Raw genomic sequence first — 22442 nt, 5'->3', positions numbered from 1 at the left:
GGGGTCAGCTCCCTGTTCCACTGTTGATGAGCGGCGCGCACATGAAGTTGCCGGGAGAGACCTGGCGCCACCTGCCACCGTCGAGCTGGAGGATGGACTGGCAGTTGGCCGTGGTCTTGGACCCGACCTGCTGCGGGGAGTGCAGACCGTTGCCGGTCCAGTTCTTGACGCCCTCGAGCGCGTCGACGAGCGAGGCCCGGCTGAGCTTGCCGCCCAGCGCCACCGCCTGCTCGACGAAGAGCCGCGCCGCCGACCAGGCGTAGAGGCCGTAGAAGTTCGGCACCGCGCCCGGCTTCACCTGGTCGAGCCAGGAGCGGTAGAGCTGCATCTCCTTGATGCCCGTGTCGTCGAACATCGCGGTGGTCGAGTAGGCGTACACGCCGTTGCCGTTGTCGCCGGCCTCGTCGACGAACCGCTGGTCGTAGATGGTCGAGTCCTGCAGGAACACGTCGGGCTCGTAGCCCTGCTGCTTCATGGCGTCGAGGAGCTTGACGGTGTCCTGGTAGGGCCCGACGTACACGACGAGCAAGATGTGCTTGTCCTTCAGCTGCTGGACGTACGGCGCGTAGTTGAACTCGGAGACGTCGATGCCCTGGAAGTAGTCGACCTTCCAGCCCGCCTTGTCCCACGCCGACCGGAAGGCCGCCGAGTTGACCGGGGAGGCGCCCGCGTTGATGTAGAGGAGTGCGGCGTGCTGGGTCGCGTCCTTGTCCTTGCCGAGGAAGTAGCGGGGCATCGCGCTCGGCACCAGGTTGGGGTCGACGGCCTGGGCGGCGAAGCAGGTCGAGCAGTCCCGCCGCTCGGGCGTCACCGTCGTGGAGCGGATGTCGGGGAGGCCGCAGGACTGGGCCGCCGACGCGCCGCCGGAGTCGAACGCCGACATCGAGCCGACCGCGGCGAAGGCGTCGTCGCACGCCTTGGTGTAGGCCTGCTGGTCGGCGCCGGCGTCGGCGCGGCTGTCGAGCAGCTCCACGTCGAGCTTGCGCCCGCAGATGTCGTTGCCGGAGTTGAAGTACGCGACGTAGGCCCGGGTGGCCTGCTGGGCGGACTCGAAGATCCCGGGCACGGGACCGGAGATGTCCGAGACGTTCGCGATCGTGATCGTGTCGTCGGTGATGCCGGTCTGGTTCTTGAACCCCTCGCAGCCACCGGCCTTGGCGCCGCCGGTCGCGGAGTTGTCGCCGGTCCCGGTCGCACCGCCGCCGCCCGAGCCGCCCGACCTGCTGGTCGTGCCGCCACCGCTGGTCGTGGAGCCGCTCGCGCTGCCGCCCGTCGGGTCACCGCCCGCGGCGGTCCCGGCGGCGGTGTCACTGCCCGTGCCGGCCGCGCCGGCCACGCCGGCGGCGGTGGTGCCGTTGACCTGGGCGACCGTCTCCGGGGCGAGCTGGGACCCGCACGCCGCGAGACCGGCGCAGAGCGCGCCGGCGACGATCGGCGCGAGCAGGCGTTGCGGGCTACGCATCGCTTCCCTCCCAGGAACCAGAACACGTTGCACCACTCAACGACCCACCGAGGGCGAGGTGACGCGGGCCACACGACGGTCTGGACATGGGCTCAGCTGCTGGTCGTGCCGCTACAGAGGTACTTGGTGCCGCCGATCGGCACCCAACGCCCCTTCTGCAGCTGGATGAAACGCCAGCACTCACCCGTGTGGCGCGGGCCCACGTGCTGCGGGGAGTGCATCCCGTTGGCGGTCCAGTTGTCGACCTTCGCGAGGTTGGCGAGCAGCGTGGACCTGCTGAGCTTGCCGCCGAGCGCGGTCGCCTGCTCGACGAACAGCCGGGCCGCAGACCAGGAGAAGAGCCCGAAGAAGCTGGGCTCCGCACCGGGCTTCACCTGCTGCAGCCAGCTCAGGTACAGCTGCAGCTCCTTGTTGCTCGACGCCTCCTCGAACGGCGTGAAGTTGATGAACAGCGTGGTGCCCTCGACCGCGTCGCCGCCGTTCTGCACGAACTCCTTGGTGTACGCCGTCGGGTCGAGCATGTAGACCTCGGGCTTGAACCCCTGCTGCTGCATGGCGTCGGCCAACCGGACGAACTGCGCGGAGGCACCGATCATCTGGACGTACTGGATGCCCTTGTCCTTCATCTGCTGGACGTAGGGCGCGTAGTTGAACTCCGAGATGTCGATGCCCTGGACGTAGTCGAACTTCATGCCGCGCTTCTGCATCGCCGACACCTGGGTCTTGGCGTTCTCGGAGGCGGCGCCGGCGTTGATGTAGAGCATCGCCGCGTGCGCGGCGGCGTCGGGATGGTTCTTCTTCACGAAGTCGGGGACGGCATTCTGGAACTCGGTCGCCACGGTCGACTGCGCGCCGTAGCAGGTCGTGCAGGCCTGGCGGTCGAAGGTGACGGAAGCGGACCGGATGTCGGGAAGCCCGCAGGCCTGGGCGGTCGAGGCGCCGCCGGAGTCGAACGCCGACATCGACCCGATCATCGCGAACGTCTCGTCGCAGGCCTTGGTGTAGGCCTGCTGGTCCGCGGCCGCGTCGGTGCGGCTGTCGTAGGTCTTGAGCACCAGCTTGTGCCCGCACAGCGAGCTGGTCGCGTTGTAGTAGGCGACGTACGCGCGCACGGCGTCCTGGCTCGCCTCGAACAACCCGGGCACCGGGCCCGACACGTCCGAGGAGTTGCCGATCGTGATCGTGTCGCTGGTGATGCCGGTCTGGTTCTTGAAGCCCTCGCAGCTGCCGGCCTTGGTGCCACCGGTCGCGGAGTTGTCGCCGGTGCCCTTGGCCCCGCTGCCGCCCGACCCGCCCGTGGTCGTGGTCGAGCCGCCGCCGCCCGTGGTGCCGGACGTGCCGGCACCGCCTCCGGTCGAGCCCGGCACCGAGCCGTCGATGCCCGTCGTGCCGCCGTCCGCGGCGACCACCTGGCCGCCAGAGCCACCCGCGGTGCCGTTGACCTGGGCCACGGTGGCGGGGTCGAGCTGGGAGCCGCAGGCGGCGAGGCTCAGCGCCGCGACGGCGCAGAGCGGCACCACGACGGCACGTCGGAACGGGAGCACAGGCCCTCCACACAGAACTAGAACAGGTATCAGTTCTGGCTCAACGACCCGGACCGGCATTAGTGACGCACGTCTCGTGCGGGTCGCCGGGATCAGCCGGAGGGGGTGCTCCCCGGTTCGTTCTCCTGCTGCACCTCGGGCGGGTCCTCGGGCAGCCGGAGCACCCGGTAGCCGGCGACCTCATAGGTGCCGTTCGTCTGCAGCGTCACCCACTGGATCCCCACGGGGCGGCCACCGTGGTAAGTGATCAGGCTGATCTGGGCGGGACGGCGGGGCTTGCTCCCGAGCGCGATCGCGTACGCCGCGCCGCCGGCCGTCCCGGTGGTGTAGCTGTAGCCGATCTCGCCGTTCTCGCCCACGACCCGGTCCGGCCCGACCCGCACGTGGAGGTGCCCGCCGATCACCAGGTCCACGCAGCCGCGCCGGAGGGCCTCATCACCGAGGTTCGCGTCGTGGACGAGGATCGTGTCGACCCGCTCGTCGGCCGAGCAGGCGGCGTCCGCGAGCCGGGTCCCGACGTCGTCGAAGCTCAGCCCGGTCTCGTCGCGCCAGTTGCCCAGACCGCTGGACCGCGGGTCGTCGACACCGAGCAGCGTGCTCCCTCCAGGCCCGTCGACGATCTCGCCGTCGAGCATCGTCCATCCCTGGTCGGCGAGGTAGGAGTGCACGAAGTCGCCGTGGTCGTGGTTGCCGGCCACGCCCCAGCGGTCCATGCCGTCGAACGCCGCCGAGACGGAGTCCAGCGAGAACGCCTCCCAGGTGTTGCCCGAGGAGGTGTCGTCGCCGCCGTCGAAGACGGCAGTGGCGCCCGCGGCGTCGGCGATCGCCCGCGCGACCGGGTCCATGCCGATGTTGTCGTGCCGGTCGGAAACGAAGGCGACCACGGTGTCGCCCTCGTCCGGCGTACGCAGGGGTAGGTCGGCCGCAGCGTCCGCGGCGTCGCGGTAGAACGTCTTGCTGGTGTCGTAGGTGTCGACCGCGCTCTCGATGAGCCGCCGGGTCTGCGCCGTGGTCACGTCGCCGCTGACCTCGACGCCGTCGGCCTCCGCCGGGAGGGGTACGTCGGGCCCGAGGAACTCCGCGAGCGGCATCCAGTCGCGGTCCTCGACGACGACGTCGTCGTCACCGGTCCACGGCTGCCAGAGGGCCAGACCGATCAGCACGGTCAGGACCAGTCCGAGCGCGACGTGCGGGGCGTGGATGCGGCTGCGCAGCTCACGTCTCCGCGCGGCGCCGACCAGCACCCAGCCGACCACGGGTGGCAGGGCGAGCACACCACCGCGCAGGGCCGCGCCGATCGCCATGTCGCCGACCGCGTCGGTCACCTTGGCGATCTGGCCGTCGGGCTGGCCCGCGATCGCGGCGTAGCGCTGCACCAGCTCGTCGGTCGACGTGGCGTCGGTCTTGCCGAGCCGGATGTCGACGCCGACGAAGCTCGGCGAGTCGACGCGCACGTCGGGAAGCACCGGCCCGGTGTGGAGCACCGCGTGGCCGGAGAAGTTCGGCCGGATCACGGCGTCGTGGCTGGCCAGCACCACCGAACGGCTGCTGGTGAGGAACATCAGCAGCCCGATCAGGACCGCGCACACCAGCCAGACCCCGGCGTACGCCAAGGCCCGAGGGATCCGCCCGACGCTCAGCGACGCAGCTCCGAGATCGCGTACAGCGCCACCGAGGCGGCCACGCCGGCGTTGAGGGACTCCAGCTGGTTGGCCATCGGGATGGACACCAGCTGGTCACAGGTCTCGCTGACCAGCCGGGACAGGCCGTTGCCCTCCGAGCCGACCACGACCACCAGGGGACCGTCGGCGAGGTCGAGCTGGGGCAGGCTGACGTCACCATCGGCGGCGAGGCCGATCACCATGCAGCCCGCCTCCTGGTAGGCCTTGAGCTGCCGCACCAGGTTGACGGTCTGGGCGACCGGCAGGCGGGCGGCCGCACCGGCGCTGGTCTTCCACGCGGAAGCCGTCATGCCGGCCGAGCGACGCTCGGGGATCAGTACGCCGTGCGCACCGAACCCGGACGCGCTGCGCACCACGGCCCCGAGGTTGCGCGGGTCGGTGACCGAGTCGAGCGCGACGATCAGCGGCGGCTGACCGCTGGCCGCGGCGGCGTCGAGGAGGTCGTCCGGGTGGGCGTACTCGTAGGCCGGGATCCGAGCCGCGAGGCCCTGGTGGACCGCGCCGCCGGTCATCCGGTCGAGCTCGCTGCGGGAGACCTCCTGGATGTTCAGGCCTCGTTCCGCCGCGGTCGCGAACGCCTCGCGCAGGCGAGCATCGCGCTCGGCGCCCTCGGCGACGTACACGCCGGTCACGGGCACCCCGGCACGCAGGGCCTCGACCACGGAGTTGCGGCCCGCGACCCACTCGGCGTCGCTGCTGCTCTTGCGCCGCGGGCGCCCTCCGGTGGACTTCTCCCCACGCTTCGCGGACTTGTAGGCCTGGTGGTAGGGCCGGTCCTTCGCCTTGGGCGTGGGGCCCTTGCCCTCGAGGCCGCGCCGGACGCGTCCACCCGAGCCGGCGGTGGGGTTGCCCTTGCCGGTCTTCTTGATCGCGCCCTTGCGCTGGGAGTTGCCTGCCATTACTTCGTTCCTGCTTCCAGTGACCACGTGGGGCCGTCGGGGGTGTCCGTGATCAGGATGCCGGCGGACTTGATCCGGTCGCGGATGGCGTCGGCGGCCGCGAAGTCCTTGGCCGCGCGGGCCTCGGCGCGCTGCTCGAGCAGGCCCGCGACCAGCACGTCCACCGCGCTCGTCAGCTGCTCCTCGTCGCCGCTGCTGCCGCTCGCCCAGGCCGGGTCGGCCGGGTCGAGGCCGAGGACGGCGAGCATGGCGCGCACCTGGGCGGCCTGCGCGGACGGGTCCGCGGCGCGGTTGCCCTCGCGCACGGTGTCGTGGAGCACCGCGGTCGCGGCCGGGGTGCCGAGGTCGTCGTCCATCGCGGCGGCGAAGGCCTCGGGCACCTCGCCGACCTCGCCCTCACCGGCACGCTCGAGGAAGCTCTCGATGCGCCGGAACGCCACCGCCGCCTCGTCGAGCGCCTCGAAGCTGAACTCCACGTGGCTGCGGTAGTGGGCGGCGACCATGTAGTAGCGCAGCTCGATGCCGCGGTAGCGCTCCAGCACCGAGGGGATCGCCAGCGAGTTGCCCAGCGACTTGCTCATCTTCTCGCCGGCGGTGGTGATCCAAGCGTTGTGCATCCAGTACGACGCGAACGGGTGGCCGGCCGCGCGCGACTGGGCGAGCTCGTTCTCGTGGTGCGGGAAGCGCAGGTCGACGCCGCCGCCGTGGATGTCGAAGGCGCTGCCGAGGTACTTGCCGGCCATCGCGGAGCACTCGATGTGCCAGCCCGGGCGGCCGCGGCCCCATGGGCTTGCCCAGGAGGCGGTCTCGGGCTCGGACTCCTTGTGCCCCTTCCACAGGGCGAAGTCGCGCGGGTCGCGCTTGCCGCGCGGGTCGGCGTCCTCGGCGGCCTCCATGTCGTCGATGCGCTGATGGGTCAGCTCGCCGTACTGCGGCCAGGACCGCACGTCGAAGTAGACGTCGCCGGAGCCGTCGTCGGCGGCGTAGGCGTGGCCCCGGTCGATCAGCGCCGAGATCAGCTCGATCATCTCGGGCACGTGGCCGGTCGCCGCGGGCTCGTACGTCGGAGGGAGGACGTTGAGGGCGTCGTAGGCGCGGTCGAGCTCGCGCTTCATCCGGTAGGCGAGCTCGTACCACTGCAGGCCCTGGTCGGCGGACTTGACCAGGATCTTGTCGTCGATGTCGGTGACGTTGCGGATGAACGTGACGTCGAAGCCGCGGTAGGCCAACCACCGGCGCAGCACGTCGAAGTTGACGGCCGAGCGCACGTGGCCGACGTGCGGCTCGGACTGCACGGTGAGACCGCAGACGTAGAGACCCGCCTTCCCCTCCTCGAGGGGGACGAAGTCACGGACTTCGCGGGTCTCAGTGTCGTACAGCCGGATGGTCACCGGCCAAGTCTAGGGTTCCTGACGGTACGCACCGGCATCACCGCAGCTGGCGGGCGACGAGCCGGGCGAAGACGCCGTCCGCGGCGCGCAGCTCGTCGTACGTGCCGGACTCCACGACCGTCCCCCGGTCCAGCACCACGATCCGGTCGGCCGCGCGGATCGTGGAGAGCCGGTGCGCGATGACGATCCGAGTGACGCCGAGGGCGTTGATCGCGTCAGTGACCGCCTTCTGGCTGGCGTTGTCGAGCGCGCTGGTCGCCTCGTCGAGGATCAGCACGGACGGGTCCCGCGCAAGGGCCCGCGCGAGGAGGATCCGCTGAGCCTGGCCGCCGGAGACGTTGCCCGCGTCGATGACGCTCTGCATGCCCATCGGCATCGCCCGGATGTCGTCGGCGATCGCGGCCCGCTCGGCGGCCGACCACGCCACCGACTCGTCTCCGGCCACGCCGCCGAGGATGTTGTTCAGCACCGAGTCGCGCATGACGGCGCCCTGCTGGACGACCACCCCCATCTGGCGGCGCACCAGGCCGAGGTCCAGGTCGGCGAGGTCGCGGCCGTCGAGCAGGACTCGGCCCTCCTCCGGCACGTCGAAGCCGAGCAGCAGCCGGGTGATCGTCGACTTGCCCGCGCCACTCGACCCGGTCAGCGCGACCAGCTCCCCGGGCGCCACCACCAGGTCGACGCCCTTGAGCACGAGCGGCCCCTGGGCGTCGTACCGGAACGAGACGTCGCGCAGCTCGATGCGTCCGGTGAGGCGGCCGGGGTCCTGCCCGTCCGCGGCGGTCTCGGGGCGCTCCTCCATCAGCGGGCGGAGCAGGTCGAAGGTCGGGCCGGCGTTGGCCAGGGGTGAGATCAGCACCGAGAGACCCTGCACACCCGCGAACGCCAGCCCGAACGCGCTGACGAAGGCCAGGTAGTCGGCGGTGGCGATCGGCGGGGCGCCGTGCCATTCGTGGTGGATGACGAGGAAGAACGCCGCGGTCACACCGGTGGCGGCGAAGCCGAACCAGGCGCTGACCTGGCCGACGGCCAGCGTCTGCCGGGACATCGCCGCAGCCTGCACACGGACGATCTCGAGGTAGCGGGCCACCACCCGCGACTCCGCGTGCGCGAGCCGGATCTTCGGCAGCCCGGCCAGCAGCTGCGTCATCCAGGCGTTGCCCTCACGGCCGGCCGCCAGCGCGGACGTGGCCGCACGCGAGATGCGCCAGGATGCGACGACCAGCACCACGACGGTGAGCAGCAGCGCGCACGAGGCCACGAGCGCCAGCTCGACGCTGTAGGTGAACATCAAGACGACGTTGACCAGCCCGAACCCGGCCGCGAGCAGGGCGCTCACCACGGGCCCGCCCATGAGCTGTTGGAGGGAGTCGACGGCGAGCACCCGCATGGTCAGGTCGCCGCTGGAGAACCTGCGGAAGAACGGCGCCGGCAGCGACAGCACCCGGTCCCAGAACGCGGCCTGGGTGTTCCGGGTCGCGTTCTGCGTGATCCTGCCGATGGCGTAGACCTGCACCACGTTGAAGGCGAACGCGACGAGTGCGGCCGTCACGAGCGCGAGGGCGACCTGCGCGAGCACGCCGTGCTCCCGCTCCGGGATCACCGTGGCGACGACGTGGCTCGTCAGGATCGGGGTGCCGAGGCTGATCAGCGCGATGGCGAGACCGAGCGCCACCGCCAGCCGCCACAGTCTTCCCGACCCGTGCGCACCGATCCGCAGCACGTCACGAGCGGTTGCGGTACGGCGTCGGGGCAGGGGTGCGTAGAACTCGTAGGCCCGCGGCAGCAGGCGGGTGACGAGCTCGTCGCTGAGCGGCTCCGTAGGCCGGTCGGGCGACACGACGTACCGGCCACGGCGTCCAGGCACGAGGGCCACGGGCTCCGCGGGGGCGCCGTCGCGGTCGAGGAAGCCGAGGTACGCCGTCGAGGCGCCCTCGCGCCACCCGGCCCCGAGCGACACTGCGCGGAACCTGATCCCGGATTGGTGGGCGACGAGGCGCACCGGGTCGGTGCTCGACGCGAGCAGGTCCGGTGACGGCGCGACGATGGAGAACCCGTGGTGCTGACCGACCGCCCGCATCATCTGGACGAGCGGGTCCGACGGCGCGCCCGGGCCGGCACCCAGCCCGGTTGCCGCGGCCTCGAGGTCGCGGTAGGCCCGGTCCAGGGACTGGTCCCCGGCGGCGAGGCCGGCACGGCCGAGACGCTCGCGCTCGAGCAGGTCGGCCTGCCACGCACGGTCCACGGCCTCGGTGATCGCGGCGCCGAACGCCACGGGAGTGTCGACCCAGGCGCCGACCTCGACGCCGAGGGTCTCGCCGACCAGCGCGGCGAATCGGCGGCGGGCGTCCGTGTCGCCGGGTCCGGCATCGTGGCTCTCGACGGCCGCGGTGGTGCCCGCGGTCAGCAGCAGCAATCCGGACCCGGGGAACGCGACGTCCCCGGCATCGAGTCGCGCCACCGGGTAGCGCACCCCGGACGGCCGGACCGAGTAGACGTGGACCACCCCGTCGCGCACGGCCACCGGATCGTCGGCGAGGCCGAGGGTGAGCGGCAGCGTCCGGGCCCCGTCGACGTCGCTAGCTGCCGACATCGCCGCCCTCCCCCGCGTCCAGGACCATCTGCCGGTAGGGACCGTCGACGGCGAGGAGCTCCGCATGGGTGCCGCGCTCGAGGATCGTCGCGCCCGGCCCGAGCACGATGATCTCCTCGGCGTCCCGGATCGTGCTCAGCCGGTGGGCGACGACGACGCAGGACATGCCCCGGCGGCGTACCGCCTCGATCACCCGCGCCTCGGTGATGTCGTCGAGTGCGCTGGTCGCCTCGTCGAGGACCAGCACCCGCGGCGCTCGGACGAGGGCCCGGGCGATCTCGAGCCGCTGCACCTGCCCGCCGCTGAAGTTGCGGCCGTACTCCAGGACCTCGCAGTCGAGACCGTCGCCGCGCGCAAGCACGTCGTCGAGGACCTGGGCGTCCGCGAGCGCGGCCCGGATCGCGGACTCGGGCACCGTCTCGTCCCACAGCGTCACGTTCTCGCGGACGGTGCCGTGCAGGAGCATGACCGCCTGGTCGACCTTGGCGACGGCACGCTCGAGTTCGCCCGCCCGGTAGTCCGACAGCGGACGTCCGTCGTAGAGCACGGAGCCGCCGACGGGCTGGTGCAGGCCGGCGACCAGGTTCGCGATCGTGGTCTTCCCCGAGCCGGACCCGCCGACCAGGGCCACGTGGGCGCCCGGCCGGAGCTCGAGGTCGAGGTCGCGGACCACCACCGGTGCGCCCGGACCGTAGGAGAACGTCAGCGCCTGCACCGAGACCGCCCCGGCCAGGTCGCGCAGCGGCGCGGCGCCCAGCTCCGGCCGGGCGAACCGCACGTCCTCCTCGTTGGCGAGGACGTCGTCGAGGGCGTTGAGGCTGGACACGACCAACTGCATCTGCCCGGCCGTGCTCATCAGCGTCTGGAGCGGCGCGTTGAGGCTCGTCGCCAGCGCCGTCACCGCCAGCAGCGTGCCGATGCCGATCGTGCCGTTCATGACCAGGAGGCTGCCCAGCACCAGGATCGCGGCGTTCGTGAGCGCCGCCACGAGGACCGGGGTCGCGGTCAGCAGCGCCGAGCTCGGCACCAGCGACGAGGTCGCGGAGAGGTACGACGCCTGCTGGCCGGCGAGCGTCGCGAACGTGTCCTGCTCCATGCCCGTGGACTTGATCGTCTCGATCATCCGCACCGAGCTCGCCGTCGTGCCGCGCAGCTGGTTCTGGTGCCGCAGCACCCGGTTCTGCGCGTTGGTGCGCCGGACGGTGACCGCGCGGAGGACCACGACGTCGACGGAGGCCAGGGCGAGGACCACGAGGGCGAGGACCCAGCTGTAGTAGAGGAGCAGGCCGGCGTAGGCGACGGTGGCCAGCACGGCGACCGCGGCGCTCGCGATCTGGGTGGCGAGCAGCGAGGCGACCTGGGCGTTGTACTGCACCCGCTGGCTGAGGTCGCCGGGCGCGCGCTGGAGGTAGAACTCGACCGGGAGCCTCAGCAGCCGCGAGGTGAAGGTCGCGGTGCCGACCAGCGTCACCTTGAGCTGTATCCGGGTGACGACGTGATACTCCAGCAGCGTCGTCCCGGCCCGGACCAACCCGATGGCGCCGAGCACCACCGCGAGCCCGACGACCAGCTCGCGGCCACCGCCCTGCAGGCCGTCGTCGACGAACAGCCGGCTGATCGGCGCGACGGCGAGGCCGAGCAGCATCGCCACGACGCCGGCGACGACGACGTACGACACGCCTCGCCTGCTGTTCCGCAGGCGTGACCAGAGCGACGGGAGCGCGCGGAACGGCTGGCCGGCCGGGGTGAAGTCGTCGGTCAGCCGGAACGAGATCGCGACGCCGGAGTAGTCGGCCTCGAAGTCGGCGCGACTCAGCGAGTAGGGCCCGCGCGCCGGGTCGTTGACGTAGAAGCGGCCGCCGTGCGCGCCCTCGAGCACCAAGAAGTGCGACCGGCGCCACCACACGATCGCGGGGACGGCGATCCCGTCCAGGGTCTCCACCCCGCCGCGGTGGCCCTGGTAGTCGAGACCGAAGGACTTCGCGGCCTTGGCGAGCGCCAGCGCCGTCGAACCGTCGCGGGTCACCTCGCAGGCCGCGCGCATCGTCTGCAGGCCCTCCCAGCGACCGTGCCGGGCGAGCACCATGCTCAGGCTGGCGGCGCCACACTCCACCTGGGCCTGCTGGAGGATCGTCGGCACGGGGGCACGGCGCGGCACGGTGGTCACCGGCGCCCCGATGGTCACGGCCGTGGGAGCCGGCGTCGTGGCGGCCATCAGTCGCCGAACAACAGCTCGACCGGCCGCGGGTCGTCGTAGGTGTCGACGATGGTGACCGGCTCCCCGGGCTGCGGCATGAGGGCTGCCGCCGCGCCCGAGAGGGGGAGTCCGAGCGTGACGCGGAAGAGCACGTCACCGCCGCGGCCGCGCCAGATGTCGACCAGCGCCTGGGAGCCACCCTCGAGGAGCATGCTCTCCGGCGTCGACGGCACGTCGGAGACCGTCAGCACCGTCAGCCGGGTGGCGCTCGTCCGGCCGGAGGCGAGATCGGTGATCTCGGCGGTGACCTTGGCTGCCGGGGTGAACCGCGCCGCCTCGGGCGCCGGCACGAAGGCCACCAGGGTGAAGCCGGCGCCGGGCTCGGGATCGCCGACGATCCGGGCGAGGGCATCTCCGGGCGCGACTCCCTGCCCGGTGGTGACGGAGACCGATGCGACCGTTCCCGGTCGCGGCGCGACGACGGGCACGGCCGTGCCCCCGTCGTACGGCGCCACCTCGCCGAGGACGTCACCCGCCTCGACGTGGGCGCCGATCCCGATCGTGATCCACGCCTGCCCGTCTAGACCAGCTGTCACGTCGACGGAGTGCTCGAGGGAGGAGACCGTCCCGGTGACCGTGACGCGCTGGGGCACGTGCGCGACGGCCGACCAGACGACCGCGGCGAGCACGGCCAGGCACACCGCCCCGAGCGCCCACACCAGGGGAAGCGGAGCGGTCTCGATGGTCCGGTCGAGGGACTCCGGACCCGGCGTGGGTCGCGGCTGGACCGGCGGCGGCTGGGTCCGGGTACGCGTCATGGGCTTCCTCACCTGTCGGCCCGCGCACCGTAACCGTCCTCGAACCTCCAGAACCGATATCGACGAAATCGGTCCGCGCGGCCGGCGGCGGTCTACTGTCGCTCGACGGCTGTCACGACGTGGCGGCGCACCCCTTCGAGGGAGCACTCATGAGCACTGCCATCAACGACGTCATCCAGGCCGCGGCGAACAACCCTGAGCTGCTCAACGCCCTCCGGACCGCCACCACTCCGGATGAGCGGGCGAAGGTCCTCACTGACGCCGGCCTCACCCCGCCGACCCACTCCGACATCAACGAGCACCTCAGCGCCAGCATGGACGACACCCTGGCCGGCGTGGCCGGCGGCAGCGGCACCGCGCCCTACCAGCCCGGTCCCGGCACGCTCTCCTCCGCCACCGCCGCCTCGACCGCCGTCGCCCTCGGGTGCGCGGGCTGACCGATCCTGCACCTGGCCGGCGGCTCACGTCGCGGCCAGGCCGCTGGTCCTGCTGACATGACGAGCATCAACCTCTCGGGCGTCCTGGAGGCCGGTGACCCGGAGATCGTCTCGCTTCCCACCGAGTCCGGGTGGCGCACCCGGGACACCGGCGACCTGCGCGAGCACCTGCGCCACTACCTCCGCGACTACGGCATCACCCGGGTCGCCCACCTGACCGGCTTCGACCGCGTCGGGCTGCCCGTGTACATGGCCGTCAAGCCACAGGGCCGCTCCCTGTCCAGCGGCAGCGGCAAGGGCTCGACCAACGACGCGGCGTGGGTGAGCGCGGTGATGGAGTGCGCCGAGCAGGCCGTGTGGGAGAACGTCGTCCACGAGGAGGTCGTCGCCAGCGAACGGTCCCTGCGCCGCCTCGGTGTCGCCGCCGTCGAGGCGGGCCGGCTGCCCACGGTGATCGGAGCGGACTACCGTCCCGACTGGCCCATCGCCTGGGTGGAGGGGTGGGACATCGTCCAGGGCGCACCCGTCTGGGTGCCCCGAGACCTGGTGCAGGTGTCGCAGGACTCCACCAACAGCACCGTCACCGGCCTCCGGCCGTTCGTGGTGGGATCCAACGGGCTGGCGAGTGGCGCCCACGTGGTGGAGGCGGTCCTCTCCGGCCTGCAGGAGGTCATCGAGCGTGACGGGCTCGCCGTGTCCGCGATCCGCGGCCCGGTGCCGGAGCTCTCCCCGTGGGACCAGTTGACCGCGACCGCACCTTCGGTCGCGGAGCGTGTCGAGCGGAGCGGTCTGCGCCTGCAGGTGCACGACTGCACCACCGAGATCGGGGTGCCGACGGTGGCGGCGTACCTCCACGACGACGAGGGCGGCGCCGGCCTCTTCAAAGGCGCGGGGGCCGGGACGGATCTGGCGACCGCCTTGGTGCGGGCCGTCACCGAGGCCGCTCAGGCGCGGTGCCTCATCATCTCCGGTGCCCGTGACGACGTCTTCGAGTCGGCGCGCGACGCCGGAGTGGGCATGCACCGCCGGGCGGCCGACGATCCACTGCCCGAGCTCACCGGCGGCAGCAGCCCCGTCGTCGGCTCGATCGTCGGTGCGATCGAGTGGATGGTGGACCGGCTCACCGAGCACGGGTTCGACCGGGTCGTGGTGGTGCGGCACACGGGTCCGGGCGATCCGGTCCAGGTGGTTCGCGTGATCGTCCCCGGCCTCGAGGGCTACCCCTTCGCCCATGCGGCCCGGGGTGACCGGGCACGGGCCGTCGCGGCTGCCACGGCCGCCGCGGCCGCCGCGGTTCCCGGGGAGAGGACCGCGTGACCCGGGGCCCTGACGTCGTGTTCCTCGGCCCGACACTCGCGCACGAGGAAGCGCGGCAGCTCCTGCCCGACGCCGTGCTGCTCCCGCCGGCCGCGATGGGCGACGTGCTCGCCGCGTGCCACGAGCACCGGCCCCGGTCCATCAGCCTGGTCGACGGCTACTTCCTGTCTCGCATGTCGGTGTTCCACAAGGAGCTCCTCTACGCCATGAGCCAGGGGGTCTGGACGCTGGGGGCCGCGAGCATGGGCGCCCTGCGAGCCGCCGAGTGCGCGTCGTACGGGATGATCGGAATCGGGTCGATCTACGCCGCCCTCGCATCCGGAGAGCTCGAGGACGACGACGAGGTCGCCCTCACCCACGCCGACGGATCGGACGGCTTCCGGCCGCTCTCCGACGCCATGGTCACGATCCGCGCGACCCTCGCCGCGGCCCGGACCTCCGGCCTGATCGACACCGACGAGCACGACCAGCTCGTGGACGTGCAGAAGCAGCGCTGGTTCCCGGACCGGCGGCTGGCGGCGGTCACGACCGACGCCACCACGCTCGGCATCACGCCCGCCCGTGCCGCCGCCCTGACCTCCTGGCTCCGCGACCACGTCGTCGACCCGAAGCGCGCCGACGCCCTCGAGCTGCTGCGCCGCGTGCGCACCCTGCCCGACGGCCCGATCCCCGAGGCGGACCGGCCCACGGTCGTCATGTCCGGGGCGTTCTCCGCGACGCTCGCCCGCGACCAGCGGGTCAGCACCGCGGAGGGCTGGCCGGTCACCTTCGACCGGATGCGCAGGCACGCGGTGCTGCACGACGACGACTACGACGAGGTGATGCTCGCCGCCCGGCTGCGGCGCGCCGTCACCGAGCTGTCCCTGCTCGTCGGTGGACCTCCCACTCCGGAGGAGCGCGCCGCCGGCTGGGCCCGCCTCGCGGCACTGCTGGGCGTCGAGGAGGAAGAGCTCGACGAGCGGCTGCACGCCCTCGACATGGACGACCGCGCCATCGCAGACATGACGGCCGCGCACGCGCACGAGCTGCGCCTGGCACGCAGCTGGCTGGGCAGGCGCAGCCACGGCATGATCACCGCCGACTTCGTCGACGAGCTGCGTCTCCGAGGGCGCTACGACGACACCAAGCAACGGACGGCGACGGAGCACGAGGTCGCGGCGGACGTCGTCTTCGACCCCCCACCCAGCCCGGACACCGTGCTGCGCACCTTCGCGGCGCTCTACGGCGCGACCGCGTCGCCAGGCATCACCGAGCTCGTCGTCCGGGAGGAGCTCGGCTCGGTCGCGGAGCTGCTGGTGACGATGGAGACGTCGATCAGGTGCAGCCACGCGCTGCTCGGCACCGGCCTCCGGCAGGCTCCGACGACCGTCGGTCCGGTGCCCGGCGTAGCCGGTGACCCGATCACGGAGGTTGTGACGGACGAGCCCATGATGGCCCGGGGCCGGTAGCCCGCCATGCTCGACCTGCCTCTCCTGTGGGGCGACGAGCCGGCGCCCGATCCGGGGCCGCTGGCCTGGTGGGAGCTGCGGCCCGGCATCGAGGTCGGCCTCGGGCTTCCCTCGCTCGGACGGGTGCGGGTCGGACGGGACCGGATCGAGGTCACGGCCCCGGACGCCGGGGCCCGGGTCGCCACGTGGGCGCGACTGGGCGACTGGGCGGTGGCACAGTGGGCCGGCGCCAACGGCCACTGGACCGCGCGAGGCTCGGTGGTGGTGGTCGGCGGGCATGCGTACGCGATCACCGGACCTCCGGGCGCCGGGGCCTCCGTCCTCGCGCTTGCCCTGGCGGCGCGCGGGTGGCCGGTGCTCAGCGACGGAGTCGTCGTGGTGGACGGGCGCGGACGAGCCCTCGCGGGTCAGCCCGGCGTCACCGTGGACGCCGGTGCCGGGCGCGGCGTACCCGAGCATCGGCGCCGCGACCTGCACACCGGCGTTCCGCGGGTGCGGATCGAGACCCGGTGGCATGACGACGCCCCGCTCGCCGGCATCGTGGTGCTGACCCTGAGCCAGCGGGTCGACGGGTTGACCCTCGACTCGATGGACGACCAACCGGAGACCGCGGCCCAGGTGCTGCGGGCGCTGACCATCCGCGCGGAGCTGCTCGAGCGTGACGCCCGGCTGCCGGACGTCCCGTGCTGGCGCCTCCGCCGGCCGGTGACGCTCACCCCGTCCTGCCTTCCCGATGCCATGGGGACGCTGCTCGCCGCCGGGCTGGCGGGCCGACGGTGACGGGCACCGTGTGGCTCGCCTCCTATCCCAAGTCGGGCAACACCTGGGTGCGCCTGCTGCTGGCGTCGGCCGAGCAGGGTGAGGACTTCGACTGGGGACGCCCCGGCGGCCCGACCGACGAGGTGGTCCGGGAGCTGGGTCTGCCGCTGTCCAGCGCCAGCCCGGAGGAGGCCGCGGCGCTGGTGCGCCTGTCCTGGGTGCTCGCCCAACGGGACCGCGGCGTACCGCTGCGCCGCAAGACGCACCGGCCCTGGGGGCCGGCGGCCGACGGCTACCCGTGGGGTGGGCCGGCGGACGTGCTCGGCACGCGCGTGATCCACATCGTGCGCGACCCGCGGTCGGTGGCGGTCAGCTGGGCACACCACCGCGGTTGCACCCAGGACGAGTCGGTCGAGGACCTCGCGACGGTGAGCCCCGGCGTCCTCCCCTGGAGCGCCCACGAGGCGGCGGGCTGGCCGCAGCTCGGGTGGTCCGATCACGCCGCGTCGTGGCTCGACCAGACCGACCTCCCCGTCCTGACGGTGCGCTACGAGGACCTGCACGCCGACCCGGAAGGGACGCTGGTCGCCATGGCCGCGTTCGCCGGCCTCTCCCCGACCGTCGAGGACGTGCGCGCGTCGGTCGCTCGGTGCGCCTTCCCGGTCCTCGCCCTGCGGGAGGCCTTCGAGGGGTTCGCCGAGGTCGCCCATCGCGACCAGCTGTTCTTCCGGCGCGGCCAGGTGGACTCGTGGACCACCGAGCTGCGGCCGGACCTCGCCGACGCGATCGTCGAGACCCACGGGGCCCTCATGCGGCGCCTGGGCTATCTCGACGGGCCGGAGACCTAGGCTGACCTGGTGCGTCGACTGACCTCCTCGATCCTGCTGGTGACCGCGCTGACGATGGGGCTGCTGGCACCGCCCGCGCAGGCGGTGCCGGCCCGCCGCATCGACTACACCAGCTGGGACGCACCGGCCGACCTGCGCGCCGGCACCCTCGCGGGGCTCCGCGTCGCGGGCGGACGGCTGGCGCTCGACACCGACACCGCGACGGGTCGCTGGACGTCACCCTGGGCTACTCCCGGGTTCGCCCTCACCCGGCTGATCGCGTCCTGGTCGGCGCGCACCCCCGGCAAGAGCCGCATCGCCGTCGAGGTCCGCGGACGGTCGGGGTCCACGACCTCCAGCTGGGACACGCTCGCGGTGTGGGCGGCCGGCGACAGCGCGGTGCGCCGTACGACCGACTCCGGCCAGGCCGACGACCTCGGCTCGGTCAACGTCGACACGTGGGTGGTGCCCGGAGGGGTGACCTCCTACCAGCTGCGGGTGACGCTCGCGCGGCCCGCTGGACAGGCCGCCGGCCCGACGCTCGACTCCGTCGGCGCGATGTCGTCGCTGCTGCCCGACGTCACCGACGTGCCGACCTCCCGACCCGGGGTGGCGCGCGGGGTCGTGCTCGACGTGCCGAGCTACTCCCAGATGGTGCACCGCGGCGACTTCGCGCAGTACGGCGGTGGCGGGGAGGCGTGGTGCTCCCCCACGTCGACGTCGATGGTGCTCGGCTACTACGACGCGCTGCCCCCGGCCTCGGCGTACTCCTGGGTGCCGGCGGGCCACGTCGACCCCTGGGTCGACTACGCAGCGCGGATGACCTACGACTACGACTACGCGGGCACCGGCAACTGGCCGTTCAACACCGCCTACGCGGCCTCGCTCGCCGGGCACGCGTTCGTGACCCGGTTGCGCTCGCTGCGCGAGGCGGAGCGGTTCATCGCCGCCGGCATCCCGCTGGTGGCCTCGATCGCGTTCGGGCCCGGAGAGCTGGACGGCGCTCCGATCTCCTCGACCGCCGGCCACCTGCTGGTGATCGTCGGCTTCACCGACTCCGGTGACGTGGTGGTCAACGACCCGGCGGCGAGCACCCGTGCCGGCGTGCGCCGCACCTACGACCGCGGCCAGTTCGAGGACGCCTGGATCCCCACGTCCGGCGGCACCGTCTACGTGATCACCGACGCCGACCACCCGCTGCCTGCCGGGAGCCCCGGCAACTGGTAGCCCCCGACGCAGAGCTGCCGGCCGGGCCCTGCGGCCCGACCGGCAGTCGTGGTGCTCGAGCAGTCGCTCAGCTACGGCGGATCCGCAGCGCCGCGACACCGATCAGTCCGACACCCGCGAGCAGCAGCAGTGCCGGGGTCCGGTCGGGAGCGTCCTGCGCCGGGGCGGCACTGGCGGGGGCCGCCGCGAGGACGGCCGGCGTACCCGCAGAGCCCGCAGCGCTCGCCGAGCCCGCATAGCCCGCGTCGACCGTCGTCGGCACCAGGTCGATGCTCGTCGAGGAGTCTTCGGGCGCCGCGTCCGCCGAGGACGCCGTGTGGACGTGGATGTGGCTCGGGCTCACGGCGGGCACGACGCAGTCACCGGGCTGCGTCGGCGACTGCGTGGTCGTCGTGTGCGTGACCGGCTGTCCGGGGACCCAGGTGTTGGTGGCGTCGTCGTACACGAACGGCGTCGTGGTCGCGACGGTCGTCGTCACCACCGCGGAGGAGTCGCAGTCCACCTGGCTGGTGGAGTGCGACTCGTGGGCGGCCGGCGGCTGCGCCGGCATCGTCAGGCACCCGTGGGCGACCTGCTCCTGCGCCGACCAGGGGGTGAACACCACGTTCGCGATGGTCGCCGTCGTGTCGGTCACGAGGTCCCAGGTGTTCGTCGCCGCGTCGAAGGCGTACGTGTCGGTGTACTGCTCCTCATAGGCCAGCGCACCCGCGCCGTACGTCGTGCCGCCGAACGCCACCGCGCAGCCCTCGAGCGCCTTCGCGTCGGCGCGCGTCACGTCCGGTGGCGGCGTGCAGGCCGTGCCCACCGGCTGGCCGCCGGGCAGGTCGGCGCAGACGTCGACCGGCGTGCCACACGGGCCGACGCTGCCGGCCTGCTGGCCGTGGTAGCTGCCGTCCGCGGCCTCGACGTAGGCGGACCAGGCGGTCGTGGCGCCGCCCTGCGGCACCGGGAAGGTCTGGTCGAACGACGCCCCGAAGGTGCCGCTCTGCGTGACCCCGCCGATGGTCACCGCCCAGCGGTTGGCCAGGTTGCCGTCGTACGCCGTGGCGCCGACGCGCACGCCGTTGCAGTCCGCGCTGATGGCCGGCGTGTGCGCCGAGGCAGGTGACATGGCGAACAGGCTCGCGCCCGCGCCGACGATGGTCGCGGCGATGACCGCGACGGTTCTCATGATCGATCTCATGACTGGTTCCCCCCAGTTGTATTCAGATGTCCTGCCTGTCCCGGGATGGGCGGCAGTGCGGCCAGGGGGTACCCGCGCCGGAGCCGCCGACCCGGCGGTCTAGACGTGTCACACCTGACGGCATGACCGGGGTCGGATCGGAGATGCTCGCGCGCGCCCCGGGAGCCGGCCTCAGCCCTGCTCGGGCTCCCGGGCGGTCACGCCGATCGTGTGCCACCCGGTGGCACCGTCGGGGACCACGTCGTGGACCTCGCCGGTCTGCACGAGGCCGTCGGCGTCGGTGGCTCGCACCGTCACGGTGTGCTCGCCGACGGGTACGTCGATGCTCGCCACCCACTGCACCCACGTGTCGGTGCTCGGTACGGCGGCCAGCTGCGCGGGTTGCCACTCGCCGCCGTCGACCGCGACCTCCACGCGGGCGATGCCGGTGTGCTGGGCCCAGGCGACCCCCGCGATCCGGGCGCCCCCGGCGTCGATGTCACCGCCGTCGCGGGGCACGTCGATGCGCGAGGAGATCTTGACCGGGCCGAGCTCGGACCAGCCCTTCTGTGTCCAGTAGGCCTCGATGTCGGCGAAGCGGGTGACCTCCAGGTCGACCACCCACTTGCACGCCGAGACGTAGCCGTAGAGGCCGGGCACCACCGTGCGCACGGGGAAGCCGTGCTCGATCGGCAGCGGGCGGCCGTTCATCGCGACCGCGAGCATCGCGTCCCGGTCGTCGGTGAGGACGCTGAGCGGCGTACCGCAGGTCCAGCCGTCCTCGGACGTCTGCAGCACGGCGTCCGCGTCGCCGTGCACGCCGGCGGCGCGCAGCAGCCCCGCGATCCGCACCCCGCTCCACCAGGCGTTGCCGATCAGGTCGCCACCGACCTCGTTGGACACGCAGTTGAGCGTGATCCAGGCCTCGGTGAGCTGGTGGTCGATCAGGTCCTGATAGGTCAGCACGATCTCGCGATCGACCATCCCGTGGATGCGCAGCTCCCAGTCGGAGGGCTCGATCGCCGGGACCACGAACGCCGTGTCGATCCGGTAGAAGTCGTCGGACGAGGTCGTCCAGGGGGTCATGCCCGGGACGTCGACCCGCGAGCCCCGCGGCGCGACCGGCGAGGTCACCCCCGGCAGCCGCAGCAGCCGCCGGCTCTCCTCCACGTGGCGGCGTCCGCTGCCGATGACGCGGCCGGCGACGCCGACCACCACTCCGGCGGCGGCGATCGAGCCGGCACGCAGCAGGAACGTACGCCGCGTGTGGTCGGGGTGCGCCGGGTCGGACACGTGCACCGGCGCCGCGGCCACAGCAGGCTCGCGGCGGCGCAACGGCTCCGTCAGCAGCGACAGGCAGACCAGCCAGGTCACGAGTCCCGCGGCGACGGGCAGCGCGTCGAGGGTGGTGGCGCCGCGCCGACTCCACACCGCCACCCCGCCGACCAGCGCGAGCACGGCGTACACGATCACGGCGAGCCACCACGTGCGCCGCGCCAGCTGGCCGGTCCAGGCGAACAGGGCGGCGCTGAGCACGAGGATCACCGCCAGCAGGAACGACTTGTCGTCGCGGCCCAGGAACTTGATCGCGCCCTCGACCACCGGACCCGGGGTCAGCCGGATGACCAGGTCGGCCACCGCGACGAGCGGGGACTCGCGGATCGTCAGCACCATCGCCGAGCTGTAGCTCACCGCCACGCCCGCGAAGCCCGCGACCAGGCCGGCGGCCGGCCACGCTCGCGAGGTGCTCACCGGGCGATTGTTGCGCACCCTCCGGCATGATCCTCCTGTGGAGCAATCGCCCAGGATCGGCATCGGCACCGACGTCCACCGGCTCGTCGACGATGTCCCGATGCACCTCGCCGGTCTGCACTGGCCCGAGGAGCCCCAGGGGCTCGAGGGTCACTCGGACGCCGACGTCGCGGCGCACGCCGCCTGCGACGCGCTGCTCTCGGCCTCGGGCCTGGGCGACCTGGGCACGAACTTCGGTACGTCGGAGCCCGCGTGGGCGGGTGCGTCCGGTGCGGCTCTGCTCGCCGAGACCGCGAAGCGGGTGCGGGCCGCGGGCTTCACGATCGGCAACGTCGCGGTCCAGGTGATCGGCAACCGGCCGCGGCTGGGCGCACGCCGCGCGGAGGCCGAGGCAGCGCTGAGCGCGGCCGTCGGCGCCCCGGTCTCGGTCTCGGCCACCACCACCGACGGGCTGGGGCTGACCGGCCGCGGTGAGGGCGTCGCCGCGATCGCCACCGCGCTGGTCCTCGAGCAGCGCTGACCGGGGCGCTAGGCGGCTGCGTCCTTGCGGTGCCCCACCAGCACCACTCCCTCGACGACCCGGACGTCGTACGCCGGGACCGACACGTGGTCGTCGTCGAGGCACCTGCCGCTGCGCAGGTCGAACGCGTGCTTGTGGGTGGGCGAGGCCACGAACGGCACCCCACCTCGCACCCCGACGATCCCGCGGGCCATCACCGAGGCCTTCGCGAACGGGTCGTGGTTGCCCAGGGCGTAGACCTCGTCGTCCTGGGTGCGGAAGATCGCGATCGCCTGGCCGTGCACCAGCGCCGTGGCCCCGCGCTCGACCTCGAGCTCGGCGACCCGGCACACGGGCTGCCACTCCTCGGTGCCGCGGCTCCGCGGCTCCGGCTGGCTCATCGGGGTCATCGAGGTCCCTTCCTGGTC

General features: G+C 72.8%; 18 protein-coding genes. 7 read left to right on the top strand and 11 right to left on the bottom strand.

The window, feature by feature from the left end:
* Positions 1-4: 4 nt before the first annotated feature.
* From AC3ANS_RS02525 to AC3ANS_RS02490, 8 genes are all read right to left on the bottom strand, one after another.
* On the bottom strand, positions 5-1462 hold the full coding sequence (locus tag AC3ANS_RS02525) for an ABC transporter substrate-binding protein (RefSeq protein ID WP_488294597.1): 1458 nt from the start codon (positions 1460-1462) through the stop codon (positions 5-7).
* A 92-nt stretch (positions 1463-1554) separates the two neighbouring features.
* The gene (locus AC3ANS_RS02520; protein WP_488294596.1) at positions 1555-3006 is read right to left on the bottom strand and encodes an ABC transporter substrate-binding protein; all 1452 of its coding nucleotides are present in this window, start codon (positions 3004-3006) and stop codon (positions 1555-1557) included.
* A gap of 92 nt (positions 3007-3098) precedes the next feature.
* Complete coding sequence (locus tag AC3ANS_RS02515) at positions 3099-4619, bottom strand: hypothetical protein (RefSeq protein ID WP_488294595.1); 1521 nt, start codon at positions 4617-4619, stop codon at positions 3099-3101.
* Between the two features lie 23 nt (positions 4620-4642).
* Positions 4643-5587, bottom strand: coding sequence for a 23S rRNA (guanosine(2251)-2'-O)-methyltransferase RlmB (gene rlmB, locus AC3ANS_RS02510; RefSeq protein WP_488294594.1), 945 nt, complete (start codon positions 5585-5587; stop codon positions 4643-4645).
* Positions 5587-6978: a cysteine--tRNA ligase gene (gene cysS, locus AC3ANS_RS02505; protein WP_488294593.1), complete on the bottom strand. Its 1392-nt coding sequence runs from the start codon at positions 6976-6978 to the stop codon at positions 5587-5589. Before cysS ends, rlmB begins: the two co-directional genes overlap by 1 nt.
* Before the next feature lie 37 nt (positions 6979-7015).
* A complete protein-coding gene (locus tag AC3ANS_RS02500; protein ID WP_488294592.1) occupies positions 7016-9571 on the bottom strand; it encodes an ATP-binding cassette domain-containing protein in 2556 nt (851 codons plus the stop codon).
* Positions 9558-11786: an ATP-binding cassette domain-containing protein gene (locus AC3ANS_RS02495; RefSeq protein ID WP_488294591.1), complete on the bottom strand. Its 2229-nt coding sequence runs from the start codon at positions 11784-11786 to the stop codon at positions 9558-9560. Before AC3ANS_RS02495 ends, AC3ANS_RS02500 begins: the two co-directional genes overlap by 14 nt.
* On the bottom strand, positions 11786-12586 hold the full coding sequence (locus tag AC3ANS_RS02490) for an HlyD family secretion protein (protein ID WP_488294590.1): 801 nt from the start codon (positions 12584-12586) through the stop codon (positions 11786-11788). The genes AC3ANS_RS02495 and AC3ANS_RS02490 overlap by 1 nt, the downstream gene beginning before the upstream one ends.
* A gap of 149 nt (positions 12587-12735) precedes the next feature.
* Between AC3ANS_RS02490 and AC3ANS_RS02485 the strand changes: the two genes are divergently transcribed.
* Genes AC3ANS_RS02485 through AC3ANS_RS02460 form a run of 6 tightly spaced genes read left to right on the top strand, consistent with a single transcriptional unit; the run spans position 12736 to position 18601 of the window.
* A complete protein-coding gene (locus tag AC3ANS_RS02485) occupies positions 12736-13023 on the top strand; it encodes a hypothetical protein (RefSeq protein ID WP_488294589.1) in 288 nt (95 codons plus the stop codon).
* 57 nt (positions 13024-13080) lie between these two features.
* A complete protein-coding gene (locus AC3ANS_RS02480) occupies positions 13081-14340 on the top strand; it encodes a YcaO-like family protein (protein WP_488294588.1) in 1260 nt (419 codons plus the stop codon).
* The gene (locus AC3ANS_RS02475) at positions 14337-15788 is read left to right on the top strand and encodes a TfuA-like protein (RefSeq protein WP_488294587.1); all 1452 of its coding nucleotides are present in this window, start codon (positions 14337-14339) and stop codon (positions 15786-15788) included. Before AC3ANS_RS02480 ends, AC3ANS_RS02475 begins: the two co-directional genes overlap by 4 nt.
* Positions 15789-15794: 6 nt before the next feature.
* On the top strand, positions 15795-16568 hold the full coding sequence (locus AC3ANS_RS02470) for a hypothetical protein (RefSeq protein WP_488294586.1): 774 nt from the start codon (positions 15795-15797) through the stop codon (positions 16566-16568).
* Positions 16565-17395 (top strand): sulfotransferase domain-containing protein, encoded by an 831-nt coding sequence (locus AC3ANS_RS02465; protein WP_488294585.1) that lies wholly within the window; start codon positions 16565-16567, stop codon positions 17393-17395. The genes AC3ANS_RS02470 and AC3ANS_RS02465 overlap by 4 nt, the downstream gene beginning before the upstream one ends.
* A gap of 9 nt (positions 17396-17404) precedes the next feature.
* A complete protein-coding gene (locus AC3ANS_RS02460) occupies positions 17405-18601 on the top strand; it encodes a C39 family peptidase (protein WP_488294584.1) in 1197 nt (398 codons plus the stop codon).
* A gap of 67 nt (positions 18602-18668) precedes the next feature.
* On the opposite strand, the gene AC3ANS_RS02455 is transcribed toward AC3ANS_RS02460, so the two are convergent.
* Together AC3ANS_RS02455 and AC3ANS_RS02450 are read right to left on the bottom strand one after the other, a co-directional pair.
* The gene (locus AC3ANS_RS02455; protein WP_488294583.1) at positions 18669-19772 is read right to left on the bottom strand and encodes a hypothetical protein; all 1104 of its coding nucleotides are present in this window, start codon (positions 19770-19772) and stop codon (positions 18669-18671) included.
* Between the two features lie 183 nt (positions 19773-19955).
* Entirely contained in the window at positions 19956-21515 is a 1560-nt protein-coding gene (locus AC3ANS_RS02450) for a molybdopterin-dependent oxidoreductase (RefSeq protein ID WP_488294582.1), read from the bottom strand.
* A gap of 37 nt (positions 21516-21552) precedes the next feature.
* On the opposite strand from AC3ANS_RS02450, the gene ispF reads away from it, so the two are divergent.
* Positions 21553-22035, top strand: coding sequence for a 2-C-methyl-D-erythritol 2,4-cyclodiphosphate synthase (ispF, locus tag AC3ANS_RS02445; protein ID WP_488294581.1), 483 nt, complete (start codon positions 21553-21555; stop codon positions 22033-22035).
* Between the two features lie 8 nt (positions 22036-22043).
* On the opposite strand, the gene nirD is transcribed toward ispF, so the two are convergent.
* Positions 22044-22415 carry a nitrite reductase small subunit NirD gene (nirD, locus tag AC3ANS_RS02440; RefSeq protein ID WP_488294580.1) on the bottom strand — a complete coding sequence of 124 codons (372 nt, stop codon included), beginning with the start codon at positions 22413-22415 and terminating at the stop codon, positions 22044-22046.
* Positions 22416-22442: the final 27 nt, after the last annotated feature.

Source organism: Nocardia sp. 149-1B, assembly GCF_057747975.1.
Note: the sequence above shows the minus strand (reverse complement) of the source record. Positions and strands in the feature narration are given on the sequence as shown.